This is a genomic window from Rhodococcus sp. AQ5-07, assembly GCF_009707305.1.
In the GTDB taxonomy this organism is placed as follows: Bacteria; Actinomycetota; Actinomycetes; order Mycobacteriales; family Mycobacteriaceae; genus Rhodococcus_F; species Rhodococcus_F erythropolis.
Genome location: NZ_CP046099.1, coordinates 393,978 through 413,504, shown reverse-complemented (window position 1 = coordinate 413,504; position 19,527 = coordinate 393,978). Strand labels below are relative to the sequence as shown.

14 protein-coding genes are annotated in these 19,527 nt (G+C 60.9%); 3 read left to right on the top strand and 11 right to left on the bottom strand.

Features of this window, described 5'->3' with window-relative positions:
- Positions 1-4: 4 nt before the first annotated feature.
- The gene (locus GJB56_RS02060; protein ID WP_054186885.1) at positions 5-307 is read right to left on the bottom strand and encodes a hypothetical protein; all 303 of its coding nucleotides are present in this window, start codon (positions 305-307) and stop codon (positions 5-7) included.
- 361 nt (positions 308-668) lie between these two features.
- Here GJB56_RS02060 and GJB56_RS02055 point away from each other — a divergent pair, with 361 nt between their 5' ends.
- Positions 669-1,556 carry a glycosyltransferase gene (locus GJB56_RS02055; RefSeq protein ID WP_113682406.1) on the top strand — a complete coding sequence of 296 codons (888 nt, stop codon included), beginning with the start codon at positions 669-671 and terminating at the stop codon, positions 1,554-1,556.
- Between the two features lie 195 nt (positions 1,557-1,751).
- Here the strand turns inward: GJB56_RS02055 and GJB56_RS02050 are convergent, their stop codons facing one another.
- From GJB56_RS02050 to GJB56_RS02040, 3 genes are all read right to left on the bottom strand, one after another.
- Positions 1,752-3,116 carry an outer membrane protein assembly factor BamB family protein gene (locus GJB56_RS02050; protein WP_113682405.1) on the bottom strand — a complete coding sequence of 455 codons (1,365 nt, stop codon included), beginning with the start codon at positions 3,114-3,116 and terminating at the stop codon, positions 1,752-1,754.
- Positions 3,113-4,552 carry a hypothetical protein gene (locus GJB56_RS02045; RefSeq protein ID WP_113682404.1) on the bottom strand — a complete coding sequence of 480 codons (1,440 nt, stop codon included), beginning with the start codon at positions 4,550-4,552 and terminating at the stop codon, positions 3,113-3,115. The genes GJB56_RS02050 and GJB56_RS02045 overlap by 4 nt, the downstream gene beginning before the upstream one ends.
- 183 nt (positions 4,553-4,735) lie before the next feature.
- A complete protein-coding gene (locus GJB56_RS02040) occupies positions 4,736-6,982 on the bottom strand; it encodes an MMPL family transporter (RefSeq protein ID WP_113682403.1) in 2,247 nt (748 codons plus the stop codon).
- A gap of 224 nt (positions 6,983-7,206) precedes the next feature.
- Between GJB56_RS02040 and GJB56_RS02035 the strand changes: the two genes are divergently transcribed.
- Entirely contained in the window at positions 7,207-8,655 is a 1,449-nt protein-coding gene (locus tag GJB56_RS02035) for a hypothetical protein (protein ID WP_113682402.1), read from the top strand.
- A 54-nt stretch (positions 8,656-8,709) separates the two neighbouring features.
- On the opposite strand, the gene GJB56_RS02030 is transcribed toward GJB56_RS02035, so the two are convergent.
- The 6 genes from GJB56_RS02030 to GJB56_RS02005 all read right to left on the bottom strand — a co-directional run bounded on the left by GJB56_RS02030 (position 8,710) and on the right by GJB56_RS02005 (position 17,140).
- Positions 8,710-9,822, bottom strand: a complete 1,113-nt coding sequence (locus tag GJB56_RS02030; RefSeq protein ID WP_019744235.1) for an NDMA-dependent alcohol dehydrogenase — start codon at positions 9,820-9,822, stop codon at positions 8,710-8,712.
- Positions 9,823-9,870: 48 nt separating this feature from the next.
- Positions 9,871-11,370 (bottom strand): aldehyde dehydrogenase family protein, encoded by a 1,500-nt coding sequence (locus GJB56_RS02025; RefSeq protein ID WP_019744236.1) that lies wholly within the window; start codon positions 11,368-11,370, stop codon positions 9,871-9,873.
- 108 nt (positions 11,371-11,478) lie between these two features.
- On the bottom strand, positions 11,479-13,146 hold the full coding sequence (locus GJB56_RS02020; protein WP_030535447.1) for a sigma-54-dependent Fis family transcriptional regulator: 1,668 nt from the start codon (positions 13,144-13,146) through the stop codon (positions 11,479-11,481).
- 4 nt (positions 13,147-13,150) lie between these two features.
- Positions 13,151-14,788 carry an AMP-binding protein gene (locus GJB56_RS02015; RefSeq protein WP_113682401.1) on the bottom strand — a complete coding sequence of 546 codons (1,638 nt, stop codon included), beginning with the start codon at positions 14,786-14,788 and terminating at the stop codon, positions 13,151-13,153.
- A gap of 207 nt (positions 14,789-14,995) precedes the next feature.
- On the bottom strand, positions 14,996-16,366 hold the full coding sequence (locus GJB56_RS02010) for an MFS transporter (RefSeq protein WP_019744239.1): 1,371 nt from the start codon (positions 16,364-16,366) through the stop codon (positions 14,996-14,998).
- Between the two features lie 234 nt (positions 16,367-16,600).
- A complete protein-coding gene (locus GJB56_RS02005; RefSeq protein WP_019744240.1) occupies positions 16,601-17,140 on the bottom strand; it encodes a hypothetical protein in 540 nt (179 codons plus the stop codon).
- 222 nt (positions 17,141-17,362) lie between these two features.
- Here GJB56_RS02005 and GJB56_RS02000 point away from each other — a divergent pair, with 222 nt between their 5' ends.
- Positions 17,363-18,193: a glycosyltransferase gene (locus GJB56_RS02000; RefSeq protein ID WP_051720805.1), complete on the top strand. Its 831-nt coding sequence runs from the start codon at positions 17,363-17,365 to the stop codon at positions 18,191-18,193.
- A 15-nt stretch (positions 18,194-18,208) separates the two neighbouring features.
- On the opposite strand, the gene GJB56_RS01995 is transcribed toward GJB56_RS02000, so the two are convergent.
- Positions 18,209-19,507 carry an HAD-IB family phosphatase gene (locus GJB56_RS01995; protein ID WP_113682400.1) on the bottom strand — a complete coding sequence of 433 codons (1,299 nt, stop codon included), beginning with the start codon at positions 19,505-19,507 and terminating at the stop codon, positions 18,209-18,211.
- Between the last annotated feature and the right edge of the window lie 20 nt (positions 19,508-19,527).

The following is a 19,527-nucleotide window of genomic DNA, read 5'->3' as shown; positions in this document are numbered from 1 at the left end:
ATAATCACCGCAGATTCGAAGTGATAGTGCAGAATACGGTCTCGTAGCTGATCCACACGATCGTTCGCCGACAACTGGTCGAGGTATACCGATGCCCGGTCACCATCGACGACAATTCGGCCGCGAGGGCGAGGTCGACAACCTCTTCGACGATCACCCGTCGCATTGCGCCATTGATCAGTGGAATCTTGAATACCTTACCGACGGCGGTTGGCAACTCGACGACGAGCTCATGCGCCGAGTACACGGGGGCGAAGACGTTCCATCGCTCGGGGAAGTCGATCCGCACGGGAAGGCCGTTCGGCATAGTTCGATCTGAATCTCGCAGTAAACCTACGCCGAGGCCAAACAGTCGGGCAGTCCGTCTCATCAAGTCATCCACCACGGTATGGAATGCGTGAGATACGGCATAAGTTCTGGCACTCGAACGACGGCCCACACATCGACCGACAGCCGGCGCCGCCACAGCCCTCTTATCGATCAGATATCCCGCTACCTGCAATTTTACAAACAAGAATCTCAACAAAAAGAACAAATCGTACACCAGTAGCCATGCGGCCGTTTCGGCATGGCGTACCTACCCGAGTGCCACGATTTTGAAGGTGAAAAATTGATTGATACCGTTATTTTGTGAAGATTCACCCGAACCGTAAACCTCAGGAACGATTGTGACGTCCCCAAAGCAATCGACTGAGAATCCTCACCGAAATAAATTGTCGGTCATTGTACCTGTGTTTAACGAAGAGGCAGGAATCGCGGACTGCATTGACCGTCTGCTCGCGCAAGGTGACACAATCGACGAAATCTTGATAGTCGACAACAACTCCACCGACCGAACCGCCTCGATAATAGAACGCTACGCAGGGTCACACGAAAAAGTTCGATATATCTTCGAGTCACGCCAAGGTGTTGTGCATGCCCGAAATGCGGGTTTTGACGCGTCTTCTTGTGAACTGGTCGGCCGAATCGACGCCGACACCCGGGTCCAGACCGGATGGGCGGCCGCGATTTGCGAATTCCTCGGCCCCAACTCCACCCACTGCGCCGTTGCGGGCGTCACATACCTCTTCGAATCCCCTTTCTCGCGCGTCCACCGGTTCGTACTTGACCGACAAATTCGACGTGGAAAGTTCAATCATGATCGCCGAGTGCTAGCTGCTACCGGAGCGAACATGGCCGTGAAAAGATCAGCGTGGCTAGAAGTGCGGAAGAATTTGAGCGAGCGCACTGACATTCACGAAGACATGGATCTCTCGATATGTCTCCAGAAGATCGGGTTGACAATCGGACAGTGCGACTCCATGCGCGTCGAAACATCGGGGAGGCGGGGAGAAACACCTCCGCGCGAATACTCGAAGTACAACCGCGCTTCTGAATCGGTCCTTCGACTCCACAACGTCATGAATTGGCGCTTCAAGTTCCTGATCCGGCTGGACACAGTTGTCCACGCCTTGGCATGGCCGATATACCGTGCATACAATTTCGAGCAGGAGCGTTTTGAGTTCAGACGCTTGTTCGGCAAATCGCAAGGACGAATCATGCCGGTCAACCAGTAGCCAATCCAGCCTCGCTATTCACCAGGTGCGAAGTGACAGTGCAGCAGAGACCCCTCGTTGCTGATGCGCACAAAAGTCCGCCGCGTCCTCCACGAGGTACACCGAAACCCGCTCATCGATGACCGTGCGGGCCGCTGACCGCCGAGTACCGAGCGCTTATCCGAGTGTATTAACGGACATGCACCACACCGGATTTCACGACACCTTCAACGCCGTGATGCGGTCTTCACTGGAACGCAACAGCACCTTGTCCCCCGCCCACAGCTCCCGCGGCATCGCCCAGGGGGTGAACTCGTCGTCCCCGTCCTGATCCACCCGAACCTCCCAACTACGTTGGCCCGTAAGGACATCCGTTCCGTAGACGTTTCCCTCGTCGATAACGACATCGCCGTGCCAGACAACCGCCCCGGCGCGCTCAGCGTTCGATCGCCACAGGACCTCACCGGTGAAGAGGTCCACGAACTGGACCTCGGGTTCGGGACCGGAACGTGTCACGGCAACCACGTTGCCGATCACCGCCAACGACTGTGCGGTGTCGAAGAGTTCACTGTTGGACCACAATTTCTCGCCGGAAGTCCGGTCGAAACCGCTGTGTCCCAGAATGATCGGAGTCGATCTTCCCGCGGGATCATCTCGGCTGTATCGCCCGCCGTAGTACGAGGACTCCGAGGGCAGTTCGTCCGTCCTGGCGAACTCGCGCCCGTTCTGATCGAGCGCGTACTCACTTGTCGGACGGCCATCGCCTTCGCAACCGCCATCCGACACCAATGTCACGCCGTCCGACGATGTATGCGCGGTCGAACAGGTGGAGTAACCGTGTACCCACCGCTGTTCGCCCGTCTTCAGCTCGAATCCCAGAGACTCGTCGAGTGCGATCACACCCAGATCGCCGTGCACCGACAGCACCGGATCGACGTAACCGGCTTCCCACGATCCACCGACGTCGAACGCTTTGGACCAGTTCGCTTCCGGATCGTCGACGGTTCCGCTGTGCACGCGAACGTCGTTGCTCTCGATATCACCCTCGAGCGCGAGGACCGTGTCACCCGAGACAACCGCGATGATCGGTGCCCACGGCGTCTTGATGTCTCGACGCTCTCCTGTCTCGATATCGAAAAGTGAGTACGAACCACCGGATACGTACGGCCCGGAGAAACACAGCACCGAACTGCCGAGCAGAGTCTCGGAGCAACCACCGATGTCGACCGCCGACGTGCGCCAACGAACTGTGCCATCTTCGGCGTCCAATCCGACCAATTCTGCGTCGTCCAACGAATACGCCTGACGATCCGGCATACCGATCATCGTGACCACGAGTGATCCGGCGTCGATGAATCCGCCCATGTCCATGTTGAATTCGGTGCCGACAAGTGGGCTCCGAAATATCGCGAACTCGCGCCCGAGAATCTCGGAGGCCTCGACGCTCCATAGCGGCGACGAGATCGCTGTCGGTTCGGAACTCGTCGACGTGACCACCGTGGCGATGGCGGCAGTGACGGTGACTACGGCTGCGGCGGCCGCGATCCGAAGGCGCGATTTCGGGGAGAATCTGGTGGTCATCGAATCTCCAAGCCTTCGGTCGTCGCGAGAAACTCCAACTGCTCGAACGTCATCGGCACGTTCGGGATCGCAGCCGACGACGAAACCGAGACTTGGGTCCCATTCGGACGGGTGACGACCACCGACCTGCTCGTTTCCTGCGTCGATTCTGCTTTCGAGCCGTCATTTGTCATGGGTACGGTCGAGTAATCCCGTTCGTCTCGCTCGATCACGGATCCATCCGGTCGCGTCACGAACTCCAAGGGGTGCCCGTAGTAGGAGGGGTCGTATTTGTTGGGCTCCGCGGGGAGTGGTTGTCCGCCGGTAATTGTCATGTTGAGCGTCGACTCGTTCTCTCCCGTCCGAGTGAGAAATCTCTGACATGCGGTGGACCTGTCATTCTCCGCGACCGTCAGAGCGCCCGGTCCGGCATCAAGAATCGGAAAACCCGGAGGTACAGCACGCCATCTGATCTCGAGTACGGCGTTGAGACGTTCGATCGTCGCGCGATCGAGTTCGGCCACGTCGCTAGAGTCTCGAGGGATCCCGTGGCACCCGGGCGAAAGCGGTGCCGTACCCGGGGGAACTGGCGTGGTGATTCGCAGCTGTGGCATTTCGACAAGGGTTACAAGTTCGTCGAGCGTCAGTGGCACCACGCCGGAACTCTCGGCGTCCGGACCTCCGTCGTTGTTCGTGTCGTTGAGATACGCCTGAATACGGGTCCCGTCGACTCCGTACAACATTGCCGACCGATTAAGGGTGCGTACACCATTGGTTTCGCTCCACGTATCCTGCAGATCCACCACAGACTGGTCGGCCAGCACCCGACGTTCGACGAGCGACCCCGCAACACACGATGGGATCGGATCAGAACTCGAGTGCAGCATCAGGCTGAGCGCGCCGATCTTCCCGTCCCGAATCAGCGTCCCGGACGCAGTGGTGGACGCCAACTCCTCGAGCGAGAATCCCTCGGGCAGCCCATCTGTGTTCGAAGGTGCAGAGATCGGCCCGAACTGCAGCGAATTACCCGGGCTGGCGAACTTCAGCTCGACATCTTTCGGGAGCGCCTGTTTGACCGCGTCGGACATCGCGGCTGCCTTGGCGCTCGAGAACCACGGAAAACGCGGATCGTCGTACGTGTCAGAACCGTCCAGAATGTAGGAGAAGAACGTCTCCTCCTCTGGCGCTTCGACACTCGCACAACCCGGAATCGTTGTCGGGTACACCGCGCTCGGCGTGACGTACGAGAATTCAGGCACATCCTCCGCCCGAATCTCGTTCGGTGTGGACGTCATGGTGATCGAAGATGACGCAGCTACCGAGATGTCGCCGGACGGCGAGCTGCTCCACCGATCCACCAGCCCGGCAACCACTGTCCCACCGGCCATCAGGGAGACGACCGTCAGCGCGAAGGTCCACTTCTCGGCCCGCTTCGAATCGGTTTGCTCCTTCGACACGTACCCTCGCAGTCACTGTCACGGCTCGCTCCCGATGCGCGTCGCCTCTGGAAGTCCTGTCGCGATCACAGCGATTTCTGTTACCAACCGGATGGTTTCCTATCGCGCGAGCGCCGCATGAAGACAGAAGAACGGGGTGCCAGTTGCTGTGCAACCGGCACCCCGTCCTGACGACCTGAGTGCTTACACCCTCACAGGCACCTGATTCGGGTCTGGATCGGAATCCGGATCCTGCTCGATCGGAATCCGCCGAATCGCTTCACCCTCGATGTCGACGTTCGGCAGGATCTTGTCGAGCCACGCCGGCAACTTCCACGCCGAATCACCGAGAATCGACATGACCGCAGGGATCACGATCATGCGGATGATGAAGGCGTCGAAGAAGACTGCCGCCGCGAGACCGAAGCCCATCATCTTGCTTGTCGTCTCCGAGGACAGCATGAATGCGCCGAACACGGAGATCATGATGATGGCCGCCGACGCGACCACGCGAGCACCATGGGTGTAGCCGGAGATGATGGCGTCCTTGGCCGACAATCCGTGCACGTATTCCTCGCGCATTCGCGTCACGAGGAACACTTGATAGTCCATCGCCAACCCGAAGACCACACCGATCATGAAGATCGGCAGGAACGAGATGATGGGTTGTGTGTGCTCGATCAGCCCGAAGTCGCCCAACTGGAAAATGGCCACCGTGGCGCCGAAGGTCGCACAGACGGAAAACAGGAATCCGAGAGTTGCGGTCAGCGGCACCAAGATCGAGCGGAAGACGACCATCATGATGATGAACGCCAGCCCCACAACCACGATGAGATACGGGATGAGCGCGGAACTGAGCTTCGACGACATGTCTGCAACGATCGCGGTTTGACCCGCTACACCGAGTTCTGCGCCTTCCGACTTCACCGTCGATCCGTAGTCCCGGATCTGATTCATCAGCTCGTGGGTTTCGGGGCCGCTCGGAGACATCTGCGGGGTGACCGCGATGAGCGCAGAGTTTGCGCCCGCCATCGGGTTTGCCGCGTCCGGTCCGTTTCCGACCCACATCAACTGATCCGGCGTTGCGACGTTGTCGAGGCCCTTGATGTGCGCGACAGTGCCTTCGGCAATCGCAGTGATGTCGGTACCGTCGGGCGCGTCGAGCACGACGAACAATTCGCCGTTTACGCCTTCACCGAATCCTCGTTGCAGGAGGGCCAGTGCCGGTCGCTCTTCGTCTTGAGTGAACGAGAGTCCGAGTTCGAGCTTCGTCATCGGAATAGCCGCGATCACCAGGAGGACCAGAGCAGCACCCGCGATCGGCCACGGGTACTTGGTGACTACCTTGGCCCAGCGATGTCCGTTGGATTCCATCGTCTCGGGCTCGTCACCGTGGCGCAGCCCGGGGATACGAGGCGAGAACGCGAATCGGCCGAAGATACCCAGAACCGCTGGGATCAATGTGATTGCGCCGAGCACAGCGATAATGACGGCAACCGCTGCCGAGATTCCCATCTGCGTGATCATAGGAACCCCGACCACCGCCAGGGCCGCCAGCGCGACCACCACTGTCAGGCCCGCGAATACGACAGACGAACCGGCAGTACCTACTGCGCGTCCGGCGGCGGCTTCCCTGGTTCCGCCCAGGTTGAGCTCACTGCGGTAGCGCGACACGATGAACAACGCGTAGTCGATCGAGACTGCGATGCCGATCATCGTGACGATTCCCGTGACGCCTTCGTTGATGTCGAAGAAGCCCGAGCCGAGGGTGACAGTCAGAGTGGCCAGCGCAATTCCCAGAATTGCAGTGAACAACGGGATGAACGCCGCGATGAGTGCACCGAACGCCACGATCATCACGATGAACGCCACCGCGAAGCCGAGCATCTCCGACAGACCGCCCGCGGCCTGCACCTGCATCATCGAGCCGGTTCCTTCGACTTGCAAGCCGCCGGTGCGGAACTTTGCCATCAAGTCGAGGAACGCGGTCTTGTTGGCCTGCGTCTGATCCTCGATGCGAATCGACTGATTGAGCTGGATCAGCCCGACCTTGCCGTTGTCGCCGAGAACGGCCGACGCCACCGCTGGATTGCCCTCCGCGAGAGTGACCGGATTGACGATCTTCTCGGGATCGACGATGTCCGGCAACGTCTTCGCCTGCGCGATCAACTGATCGATCTGATCGCTGTGCGCGGCAAGCCCGTCGTCTGCCGCGATGAGAATACTGGTCGACGCCTGAGTTTGCTGCTCCGCTGCAGCTGCAAAGTTCTCGCTCATCAACTCGGTCGCACGCTGTGAATCGGTGCCCGGAAGGTTGAATTCTTTGGAGAACGTCGGATTTGTGGCGCTGATAGCGCCCCCCACCACCGCGATCACGATAATCCACGCGGCCACCACAAGATACTTGTGGCGGAAAGCGAACTTCCCCAACCTGTAAAGATACGTAGCCAACGTAGGCCTCTCTCGCCGTGGACTGGTCTGTCCGAAGAACACGGAGTCTTTCGGTGCCAAGGTCATACGGTACGGACCGACCGGCTCGTTGGCACCTGGTATATCTGCGAAAACGGCATATCCGGCGCGCTCTCCGTCTCCTTTTCAGACCGCTCGGTACCGTGGACACGACACGGGCAGGCGCCTCACCAGAGCAGACGTCGCGTAGTACGAAAGGCAATCCCATGAATCACGGCCAGGCCGTCGATCGCGATCTCCTCCTTGCCGGCCAACAGCGACTCGACGCGCTGGGGCCACGATTGACAGGATCACCTTCACACCACGCTGTGGTGGAAGAAGTCGCGAACGAACTGACCGAACTGGGCCTCGAAGTCCGGCGTGATTCACACACTTTCGAACGCTGGGATCTACCGGACACATCTGAGGGGCTTCGCATCGAATTGCCGACGGGACCGATCAATGTTTCGTCCGCATTCCCCTACTCGGGATTGACCGGGCCTCAGGGAATCTCCGCTCCCCTGGTCTACGTCAGCGCGCGACGCCCCAAGTGGTCCTTGGCCAAGGGCGCGATCGCGGTGATCGAGGTCCCGCACGTCGATCTTCCCCGCAAGCTCCTGGTCAGCGAGTGGGGTCCGATCGCCACCGACGAGACTCTTCGAAATCCGGTTCTCTCCGCAACCCTTCTTGGCCCGAAACTCGACAAGGCCCGCAAGGCCGGAGTGCTCGGCGTGATCGCGGTGTGGCGTGACATCGCTCCGGACAACGCACTGGGACAATATCTTCCGTTCACGCAGCCGTACCACGACATCCCCGCCGTCTGGGTGGCCGGCGACGAGGGCAGGAAGGTTGTCGCTGCAGCTCGTTCCGGTCAGCGGGCGACTCTGGTTCTGGATGCAACTCTGCATCCGGACACCCGGACCGACACGGTGTGGGCGGTATCCCCGGGGACATCACCGGAAGAGACGATTCTGCTCATCACTCACAGCGACGGAACCAACGGCGTCGAGGAGAACGGGCATCTGGGAATGTTGGCCTTGGCGCGGCACGCCGTCGCGCAGCCGCATCGACGGTCGTACGTTTTTGTGCTGACGACTGGCCACCTGCGAATTCCAGCGGTGTCCAAGCACGGACAGGCAACCTCCACCTGGCTCGAAGCGCACCCCGAGATATGGAAGGGCGAAGCCGGTCAGGCGCGCGCAGTAGCCGGGATCGCGATCGAACACCTCGGCGCGCTGGGTGATACCGAGGACACCTCGACCGGCAGCTATGCGTTGGTGACCACTCCGGAACCGGAACTGCTCTACGCGACGAGCCGAGAAGTACACGACATCGTTGCACCGCTGTGGCGCGACATCGGGGCAGGCGATCGCCGAATCGTGGCGCCAGGAGCGGTCATTCATTTCGGCGAGGGTGAACCACTGTTCGAGCGGAAGATCCCGGCAGTCGCCTTGGTGACGGCGCCGCAGTACCTACTAGCTCTGCGTGATGCCGACGCCGCCACACACGTCGATCTCGACGCGATGGTCAAACAGGTCGAAAGCTTCCGCGAGCTGCTCGACGCGTTCGATGCAACCGACACCGCGGCTTTCGGTCCGGTGGTCTCGCGCTCGGTATTCGCGAAGTTCTCGGCACTACTTCAGTTGATGCAGATTTTGTCGAAAGCCAAGAAATAGTGCTGTGCGCCTTTATTAACCGCCCGCGGTTAATAAAGGCGCACAGCAGTTGTCCTACTTGTCGTGAATGATCACGCCACGGATGTTCTTGCCATCACGCAGATCCTGGTAGCCCTGGTTGACGTCTTCGAGGCTGTAGGTGTTGGTGATCAGTTCGTCGAGCTTGAGCTGACCCGCATCGTAGAGACGAAGCAAACGCACGATGTCGTACTGCGGGTTCATTGATCCGAACAATGTGCCCTTGATCGTCTTCTGGTTCAGCGTCAGATCGGTTCCCGACACGTGCACGGTCAGCTTGGCGGGATCGGCGAGACCCGTGATCACCACGGTGCCGCCCTTGCCGATCACTGCTGTCGCTGCACTGACCACGTCCTCGTCGACGGTGCCGACAAGGATGAGCGCCGCGTCGGCGCCCTGTCCCCACGTCAGCTCGTTGACCTTGGCAGCAGCGCTCTCGGCGTCTGCAAAGGCATGGGTTGCACCGAACTTCAGTGCGGTCTCACGCTTGAGAGCAACCGGGTCGACCACCACGACATACTTGCAGCCGGCCGAAACGGCGCCCTGGACGGCGTTGATGCCGAGACCCCCGATGCCGTAGATCACCGCGGTGTCACCGGCGCGAAGGTTACCGGCATTTACTGCCGTTCCCCAACCCGAAGGCACGCCGCAGCCGACGACCACCGCTGTCTCCAAGGGAAGCCAATCGTCGATCTTGACCACCGAGTGCTGAGAAATGGTGGCGCGCTCGGAGAATGTTCCGAGCATGCACATTCCGCCGAAATCCATTCCGTTGCCGTGGAAACGGAAGGAACCGTCCGTCATCGAACCTTCGAGGATGGTGGCACCCATGTCACAAAGGTTCTGGCGACCGGTCGAGCAGTAGCGACAGGTGCCGCAGTTGGGGATGAAGCTACACACGACGTGGTCGCCCGGCTTGACCTTCGTGACGCCGGGTCCGACCTCTTCGATGATGCCCGAGCCTTCGTGTCCGCCGACAATCGGGTAACGCGGCGGGAGATCACCGTCGGTCAGATGCAGATCCGAATGGCACAGTCCGGCAGCGGTGTACTTGATCAATACCTCACCCACCCCGGGGCCGTCGAGGTCGAGTTCCATGATCTCGAAAGGCTTTCCGGGCTCGAGCAGTACAGCAGCTTTGGTCTTCACTGGTGATCTCCTTGATTGTCGGACGAGAGAATGAGCGATGGGGGTCGGTCAGAGGGCGATGTTGACGGCCTTGGTCTGGGTGTAGAGATCGATAGCCGAAGCGCCGAGCTCGCGGCCCCAACCGGACTGCTTGTATCCGCCGAAAGGCATTGCGGTGTCGAAGCCGTTGTACTGGTTGATCCACACCGAGCCAGCCTTGAGGCGCTTGGCCGTGCGGTGGGCCTTGGAAATGTCACGGGTCCAGATGCCGGCGGCAAGTCCGTAGATGGAATCGTTTGCGGCAGTGATGGGTCCGTCGTCCGCGTTGAACGGCAGCGCTGCCACGACGGGTCCGAAGATCTCCTCCTGAACGATGGAGAATTCGGGCTTGACGTCGACGAAGACAGTCGGCTCGACGAAGTAGCCCTGATCGCCCCAGCGGTTACCGCCGGTGAGTGCACGTGCGCCGTCGGCGATTCCCTCTCGGAGGTAACCGGTGACCTTGTCGAACTGCTCCTGCGAGACCAGCGGTCCGAGCTGGGTGGTGGGATCGAGGCCGGGTCCGATCTTGACCTGGCTCGCTGCGTGCGCGACGGCCTCGGTGAACTTCTCGAAGATGGTGTCCTCGACGTACAGACGGGTACCCGCAACGCAGCACTGACCGTGGTTGAACAGCCAGGCGTTGAGTGAACCCTCCACCGCGGAATCGAAATCTGCGTCGGCGAATACGATGTTGGGGCTCTTGCCACCGAGCTCGAGCGTAACCTTCTTCAGGTTGCCTTTGGCGGCGTCGACGATCTTCTTACCCACCTCGGTGGAACCGGTGAACGCGACCTTGTCCACGTCGTCGTGGCCGGACAGTGCAGCACCTGCATCGCCGAAGCCGGGAACGATGTTGACGACGCCGGGCGGGAAGCCTGCTTCTTCGAAGACCTCCGCGAGAAGCAGTGCGGTGAGCGGGGTCTGCTCAGCGGGCTTGAGGATCACCGTGTTGCCGGCGGCGAGCGCGGGGGCGAGCTTCCACGACGACATCAGCAGCGGGAAGTTCCACGGCACGATCAGTCCACAGACGCCGATTGCCTCACGCAGGGTGTAGGCGTGGAACTCGCCGCCCGGAGAGAAGGGCATCGACACGTTGACGGTGCTGCCTTCGATCTTGGTGGCCCAACCCGCGTAGTAGCGGAAAACGTCTGCAGCCCAAGCCACGTCGACGGCGGTGGCGATGGCAACGGACTTGCCGTTGTCGAGAGCTTCGAGCTGACCGAATTCCTCGGCACGAGCACTGAGAATGTCTCCGACGCGCCAGATCATCCGCTCGCGCTCGTTTGCCTTCATCCGAGACCAGGGGCCGTCCTCGAAAGCCGTTCGGGCGGCGCGCACCGCGCGGTCGATGTCTTCGGCCTGGCCGTGTGCCACGTCTGCGAGCTTCTGTCCGTCAGCCGGGTTGTACGTCGCGAAGGTCTGACCCGAAGCGGCGTCGACGAATTCGCCGCCGATGTAGAGCTTCTTCGGTCCGTTCAGGAAACCCTGTACCGCGGAACTGATGGTGTGTTCGGCTACTGCCGTCATCGGAAACTCCCCTGAAGTAGTGAGGTGCGAATGTGATGCACGCCATACTTCCGCGCTTCCGGGGGTGCTAACTGTCCGAACTTTGTACAACTCAATTCGGACAGCAAACTACACAGTGATGTCGAGCGCCCGCATCCGTGTGTAGAGAGTGCTTCGGCTGATTCCGAGTTGCGCCGACGCGTGAACCTTGTTGCCGCCGCAGTCTTTCAACGCTCCGATGATCGCCTGGCGCTCGGCCTTCTCCCGCCCTGCCAACCGCGACACCTTGGTCGTGGTGCGATAGTCCTCGGGCAGATCGACGACGTCGATGCGATTGCTCGAGCGTTCACCTGAGGCCCGATTCAACACGACGCGCAATTCGGCCAGGTTGCCCGGCCAACTGGCCGCAGCGAGCGCTTCGGCAGCGCTGGCAGTCAACCTCAACTCGGGCGAGATCCCCTCCAACATCGCCTGAGCCAACTCGGCGATCTCAGCCTGTCGCTCGCGCAGAGGGGTGATGACAACCCTGGAGGCGCATCGTGAAAGCAGCGCCGCGATGGTCGGCGGAAGATCAACTGCCGCCCCGCTGGTCAGTACGATCTTCGGCCCCTCGGCGCTGGCGTCAATCAGGTCTGCGACCAGCGGCAACACCGAACCGGGAAGGAGCTGCACCTGTTCGATCACGACCACGCCCGAACGCTTACGGGCTGCTCGCACAAGATCGGTGATCCACTGCTCACGGCCGTCGAACGCGATCCGCGTGGCATCGTGCCAACTGGCGTCGACGCTCCCGACCACGTCCGATGCTGCCGAAGTTCGACCGGAACCTGCTTCACCCGAGATGGCAACTGCGGACGACGAGGCCCGCGCTCGCATGAGGTCTCGGCGCAGTCGCTCCCCCGGAGATGGTGCCCGCTCGTGGGTTCTGCGGATGGGTGCCCGTTCCCGCTGGAGTGGTTCGACCAGGAAGAGTGCGCCGCCGTCGGCCCCGGAAATCCGGTCGGCTTGAACTCGCGCCAGCGCACCGGACGCCAATTCGACTGTCACAAGCCTCGATTGATCAGGATTGAGATCGGCGATCAAGGACCGGAGTGATACGTGGTCGGCGGTGTCGAGCAGATCCAAGGCCGTTCGGTTGCTCAGCAGGATGTCGTCACCGATGGCCGCGACGGCAATGTGGCGCTGATGTGAAACTCGCTGGAATGCGTCGACCAGCCGCTGCTCCGACGCTTTGGAGCCTTCGAGCAGTCGTTTCTCGATATCCGCCGCAGCACGCGCAAGGAAGGGCGCGAACAGCGGGTTGGCCTGCGAGACAACGCCGGTCATGTCGAGAATACCCTCGACGCGACGTGTGACGGGATGCAGGATCGGCTGGCCGTAGCAGCTCAATCCCTTGAGGCTGTCGAGGAAATGCTCGTCCCCGTGGATCACCACACTTCGACCTACCTCGAGCGGCGTACCGAGTGCATTGGTACCGGCGTGCTCTTCACCGAAGCGTGAACCGTTGACGACGCCCAACCGCTCGATCGTCCGCTCGACGCGGCTGTCGGAGTACACCGAAGCGACCACGCGACATTCTCGATCAGCAAGCAGCACACAGAAACCGGTGCCCGCGATCTGTTGCGACACCTCGTCGAGCACGGGCGCGGCGGCCCGGAGCAGACGAGACTCGCCGTCTTGCTCCTCGGTGTCCACGGCGATTGCCGACGACGGATCGAGGCCACTCAGTCGAGAACGCTTCCAGGAGAGCGCGATCTCGGGGCGTACCGGCTCACGCTCCCCTGGGTTCGCGGACATATGCTCAGGCCTGACCGATCAATTCGATCGCCTGTTCTCGCATCGCGATCTTGCGGACCTTGCCCGTGACTGTCATCGGGAACTCGTCCACGACATGGACATACCGCGGAATCTTGTAGTGCGCGAGCTTGCCGGTGCAGAAGGCACGGACCGAATCGGCGTCCAGATCGTCTGCACCTTCGCGCATCTGGACCCACACCATCAATTCCTCGCCGTACTTGGCGTCCGGCACACCGATGACCTGCGCGTCGAGAATGTCGGGATGGGTGTAAAGGAACTCCTCGATCTCACGCGGATATACGTTCTCACCACCGCGGATGACCATGTCCTTGATGCGTCCCGTGATAGCGACGTATCCGGCCTCGTCCATGACTCCGATGTCTCCGGTGTGCATCCACCGGGCAGCGTCGATAGCCTCGGCGGTCTTCTCCGGGTTCTCCCAGTAGCCGAGCATGACCGAGTAACCACGCGTGCACAGTTCGCCCGGCTCGCCGCGCGGCACCGTCAGTCCGGTTGCCGGATCGACGATCTTGATCTCGAGGTGCGGCCCCACCCGACCGACGGTTTCGGTGCGATGCTCGATCGAATCGTCGGAGCGGGTCTGCAGCGACACCGGCGACGTCTCGGTCATGCCATAGCAGATGGACACCTCTGCCATGCCCATGCGATCGATGACCTGCTTCATCACTTCGACCGGGCAGGGCGAACCCGCCATGATGCCGGTGCGAAGGGACGACAGATCGAAGCTGTCGAAGTCCGGCAGCGCCAACTCGGCGATGAACATCGTCGGAACGCCGTAGAGGGACGTGCACTTTTCGGCCTGGACGGCCTCGAGCGAAGCGCGCGGATCGAAGGCGGGGCCCGGAATGACCATGGCAGCACCATGACTGGTGCACGCAAGGTTGCCCATCACCATGCCGAAGCAGTGATAGAACGGCACCGGGATGCACACCCGATCGACCTCGCTGTAGTGGCACAACTCGCCGACGAAGTAGCCGTTGTTGAGGATGTTGTGGTGGCTGAGCGTCGCGCCCTTCGGGAAACCGGTAGTGCCCGAGGTGTATTGGATGTTGATCGCGTCGTCGGCCGACAGCGCGGCTTGGGCAGCTGCGAGCGGAGCCGGATCGCTGGCCTGGGCCGCCAACCCGTCGGCAAGCACCGCGTCCCACTCGGGTGAACCGAGCAGGAGCACCGACGTCAGATCCGGGCACTGCGGCCGCACCGTCTCGATCATCGACGCGTAGTCCGAGGTCTTGAAGCTGGCCGCAGACACCAGCGTCGAGATTCCGGCCTGCTCGAGCACGTACTGCAACTCGTGCGAGCGGTACGCCGGATTGATGTTGACCAGGATCGCGCCGATCTTTGCCGTCGCGTATTGCGTGAACGTCCATTCCGGACAGTTGGGAGCCCAGATTCCCACTCGGTCGCCCTTCCCCACACCACGGGAAAGTAGTTCGGCAGCGAGCCCGTTCACCTGCTCGGCGAACTCCCGGTACGTCCATCGTCGACCGCTGGCGTGGTCGATCAACGCATCGCGGTCACCGTGTGCGGCAACCGTGCGATCGAGGTTGTCTCCGATGGTGTCGCCCAGCATCGGACCGTCCCATACTCCGGACGTATAGCTGGGCAGCGGCGTACTCATGTGTTCTGTCCTCTCCGGTTACCTGTTCAGGCACCTATGAGAGGGGCCGCCGCAGCGGACCCTCTCATCTACGAATTTACTCGATTCGGTGTGATGCACGACATACTTCCCGGTGCGGGGTGTCCGTAACTGTTCAGAGTCCGGACACCCCACCCGCCTGCTGTGCGCCTTTATTAACCGCCGGCGGTTAATAAAGGCGCACAGTGTTTACAGGGCGTGGTCCTTGGTCTCGACGAGCGCCCAGGTGCAGACCAGACTCACCACGCCGAGGATTGCCAACATGATTCCGATGGCCATACTCCCGTAGGCCGAGGCCAGCGGTGCGGCGATCAGCGGCGGCACTGCGCCGCCGAGCACTCCGGCGAGGTTGTAGCCGAGGCCGGCACCGGTGTAGCGGTAGCGGGTCTGGAACATTTCCGGAAGCAGCGCACCACAGGGGCCGTACGCGATTCCGAAGATCATCAGCGTGCCGAACATTCCGAGGATGAACGCGATCGGTGTTCCGGTGTCCAGGAGCGGGAACAGAATGAGCGCCCACACCACAGCCAGACCACAAGAGATCATGATGACCTTGCGACGCCCGATGCGGTCCGAGTACAAGGCGGAGACGATGATCGCCGCACCGAAGACGAAGGCGGACGCGATACCGACCGACAGGACGAACGGGCGGGAGAAGCCGAGGGTCTTGGTTCCGTAGCTCGTGAGGAACGCCGTGCCCATGTAGAAGAACGCGAACAGGCAAGCGAGGGCGCCGGCCGAGAGCAGGATTTCCTTGGTCTGGAACCGCCAGGCATCCAGGAACGGAAGGGTGCGAGGTGCTTCGTTCTTCTGCTCTGCGACGCGCTCTGCCTGCTCCGCCTTGAAGACCGGGGTCTCCTCGATGGCGAGTCGCATGTAGAGGCCGATGCCGACCAACACGATGGAGAACAAGAACGGGATACGCCAGCCGTAGTCGAGGAAGGCTTGGTTGGTATCGCCGAGAACAGCGCCGGTGATGAGGAATGTACTGCTCGAGAGCACGAAGGCGATTGCGGGGCCGAGCTGCGGGAACATCGCATACAGACCACGTTTGCCCGGTGGGGCGTATTCCGCGGTGAGCAGAGTTGCGCCTGCCCATTCACCACCGACCGCGAAGCCTTGGCCGAATCGCAAGAGCACCAGGATGATCGGAGCCGCAACACCGATAGTTGCCGCACCGGGTAGCAAGCCGATCAGGAGCGTCGAGATACCCATGAGCAGGAGCGTCGAGATCAGAGTCTTCTTGCGACCGATGCGATCACCGAAGTGTCCGAACAGCATTGCGCCGACGGGCCGGGCGATAAATGCGACTGCGAAGGTCGCAAACGATGCGACGGTTCCCGCGGTGGCACCGAGCGCGGGGAAGAATACCGTCGGAAAGACAAGTGCCGCAGCAGTTCCGTAGATGAAGAAGTCGTAGAACTCGATGGTCGTGCCGATGCAGCTCGCGATCGCGACGCGCCGCACACTGGTGGTCTGCGGGGGTTGTGTCGCGCCTGCGGCACTCGCACCCCCGGCGCCGGCGGCGCTGTTGCCGCCTGTGGGAGAGACTGTGGTCACTCGATTCCTCCGTGGTCCCGTGGTGTCGCCCTGTGGGCATCACCGTCGATAGGAGGAAAGGTAGTGATGTGGCTCACCCCCGCACTACCCCCGAAAGGGGGTAGGAGTGATCTCGGTCACGACTTGTATGCAATGGAAACGAGTTTCACGGCTCTTCACATGCCGTGGGCCGTCCGATTCGTTCGCACGAATCGGACGGCCCACGCTGAACTGCGTCAGGTCCAGCGCTACGAATCAAGCCTTTCCGGCAGCCCCGAAAAGCTCCTGACGGATCTCTCCCCACACCGTGGCATAGGAGTCGATGATCGGTTCTGAAATCCACTTGGACTCCCCCGCTTGAACTTTAGCGAGAGCATCCGAGAAGAGATCCTGGTAGCGGGACAACCGCGGAACGAATGCCGACAAATCGTCGAACAGGTTTGCAGCCCGGCGGTCCAGCTCGGCAAGGGAATTCGCGTCTGCGTCGTCGATAAGTGCAACGAACTCCTCGTCCAGCGGAACGAAAGCCTCGTACACCTCGCCGATGGAGTCCTCGTCGATCGAGACCCGCTCAGCGTCCAACTGATCTTCGAGTTCCGCGAGGCCTTTCTCGGTCAGGCTGATGGCACCTTCTGCTTCGGCCGCTTTACCCTGCGCGACAAGTGCGTCGTACGCAGCTTGACCGGACGCTGCACTGACGCCCAAGTGCTCGGCCAGTACAACCGCTCCGACCCGCTCCTTGAGACGTACTGCTTGGAGCAGCGCCAGTTCGTCCACATTGCCAGCGAAGGCCATCAATTTCTCCTACTCACGTGCCGCCTCTGCGGCTCCAGCATGTCAGCGGACACCCCTGGGTCTCCGAAGCCCAGTGAAGGGCTCGAAAGAATCAGATCACACACACTTTGCCATGTGTCGAGTAGCTGACGAGGGGCTCCCCGACTGACAATTCGGACGATCCGGTATGTTTGCAGCGTGATAGCTCCGATGGTGTCTGTGATAATCCCCTGCCTAAACGTCATGAAATACATCGACGTCCAGCTGACTGCGTTGAGCGAGCAGAACTTCGGCGGAGTTTTCGAGGTCATCGTGAGTGACAATGGATCGACAGACGGTCTCGAACAGCACATTGCAAATCACCCGCTCACGGCTGAGCTCGACCTTCGATATATAGATTCTTCTCAGAGAGCTGGAATCAGCTTTGCCCGGAACAATGGGTCGGCAAATGCGCGTGGGCAATTTCTTGCATTTTGCGACGGTGACGACCGCGTCCACAGCTCCTGGCTGACCCAGCTGCTTCTTTCGGCCGAATTCGCAGATCTGATTGCCGGCGGCGTGGAATCAGAATCGATCAATTCGCCGGAAGTGCATTCGTGGCGACCGTTTTCCTCGACGGACGGGCTGGTTCTCGGCCGCTTTCTTCCTTCTGCGATGGGTTGCAACATTGGAATCTGGAAGCGCGCCTTCGATTCGATCGGCGGCTTTGACGAATCGATGACAGCGGGCGAGGATGTCGAGTTTTCGTGGCGAGCCCAGATCTCAGGCCTGTCCTTCGCCCACGCGCCTAAGGCAACCGTCGCCTACCGGCTTCGATCAACCCTTAGCGGAACATGGCACCAGACCGTGTCGTACGGTATGGCTGAAGTCGAGCTATTTCTTGCATTTCGTGACTACGGGGTCCGACGACCGACGATAAAATCTTCGCTCACCACTCTTGCCGGCCTAATCTTGCTGAATCCGTTGATTCCACAAAGGCTCAGCGGAATGCCGCGGGGTCGATGGATCGCCTTTGCCGGTTTACAGGTGGGCAAGCTCAAATGCGCCGCCAGGAATCGCACCTTCTACTTCTGAGCGCCCGATATCGTTTCAGGCGACGGTATCGGCCTGATCGGGGATCACGCTGCCGTCCGCACGAGTCACGGCGCCTTTGGCCCCGGCCGCGTCGGTGTAGGCATCGGTCGAGCAGTGATAGGGAGCAACCGCCTGTGCTTTCGGTTCGATGAACATGGGGTTGACCAGCCATTTTCCGTCACTGTTGTCATAGGCATTGCACATCAGTTCGGGATTGTTGCGGTTGATCACCAGGCGCGCACCGGTCGCATCTCCGAGGAACGTCACGTCGGTGACAGAATCACCGGCAGCAAACACCTGACGCCGATCGGCAGGCAACTGCTCGAACGCCGTAGGCCCTTGGACCCCGTATACAACCTCGTTGACCTGACACCGCTTCCCATCGATGTACGGAATGACCGAGTCGTCACCGTCCGCAACCCCACCACATCCCCGCAGGCGCCCCGTCAGAACGCCGCCCTCGACGATCGGCCGAACTCCCATCACGTGATCGGCATCCAATCCCAGCTGCTCCGACCAGACACGAACGACCGGTTCGGCCGACGCGGAGATGATCCGCACGTCGAATCCATGAGCGCCGAGGGTTTTCACCAAATCTTCGATTTGCTCGTAGTAACGCACCGAGCCGTCGACTTCCGTGGTACCGACGGTCTGATCGGATCCTTCTGCAGCAGCGAGATTCTCAGCACGCGCTGCGCGGGCGTACTCGGTGATCTCGTCCTCGGTGTGCCCTGCCATCAACTGCACCGCCCACGCGTATGCAGCCTTGGTCCGGCGGTGATCGTAGCCGTCGAATGCAACCTGTCCGTCGCGAGTCTTCTCCTCGAGTACCGCAACGATCTCGTCAGCGCAGTCCAAGTCGGTACTGGTTACCAAGGGTTGACCCGGTGCGGTCTCCGAGCCACACGCGGCGGAAAGTGCGGCAGCGCCGGCTGGAGTCATGAAGCGACTGATGGTTGCCCAGTCCGCTCCGGCGGGCTGTAACACCTTGTTGTTCTTGATCATCCAGAATGCAGTGGCGCTTCCGATGTCGTTCTTGACAACTGTGTTGTCCCAGTCGAAGAGCGCCAACGGAGCGCCGTCATCGACATCACCTGCAGCTCCACACGTTCCGAACTCCGTCATCATGGCATCCAACCTCACACGGTTGTCGCCGTACCACGCCAGACTGGGATCCAACGCCGCGCAGGATGAACTACCCTGCGCCGCATCCTCTTTCGTGGCACTCTCGGCCGAACTACATGCAGTTGCACTCAACAGGACACTACCTACGGCCAACGCACACAGGGCGCGGGCATGCAGCGAACGGAACATCGATTCCCTCATTTTCGTCG

Coding starts and splice junctions, on each gene's coding strand:
- GJB56_RS02060 (WP_054186885.1), bottom strand. CDS start 307: ATGCCGAACGGCCTTCCCGTGCGGATCGACTTCCCCGAGCGATGGAAC.
- GJB56_RS02050 (WP_113682405.1), bottom strand. CDS start 3,116: ATGACCACCAGATTCTCCCCGAAATCGCGCCTTCGGATCGCGGCCGCC.
- GJB56_RS02035 (WP_113682402.1), top strand. CDS start 7,207: ATGAATCACGGCCAGGCCGTCGATCGCGATCTCCTCCTTGCCGGCCAA.
- GJB56_RS02025 (WP_019744236.1), bottom strand. CDS start 11,370: ATGACGGCAGTAGCCGAACACACCATCAGTTCCGCGGTACAGGGTTTC.
- GJB56_RS02020 (WP_030535447.1), bottom strand. CDS start 13,146: ATGTCCGCGAACCCAGGGGAGCGTGAGCCGGTACGCCCCGAGATCGCG.
- GJB56_RS02015 (WP_113682401.1), bottom strand. CDS start 14,788: ATGAGTACGCCGCTGCCCAGCTATACGTCCGGAGTATGGGACGGTCCG.
- GJB56_RS02005 (WP_019744240.1), bottom strand. CDS start 17,140: ATGGCCTTCGCTGGCAATGTGGACGAACTGGCGCTGCTCCAAGCAGTA.
- GJB56_RS02000 (WP_051720805.1), top strand. CDS start 17,363: ATGAAATACATCGACGTCCAGCTGACTGCGTTGAGCGAGCAGAACTTC.
- GJB56_RS01995 (WP_113682400.1), bottom strand. CDS start 19,507: ATGTTCCGTTCGCTGCATGCCCGCGCCCTGTGTGCGTTGGCCGTAGGT.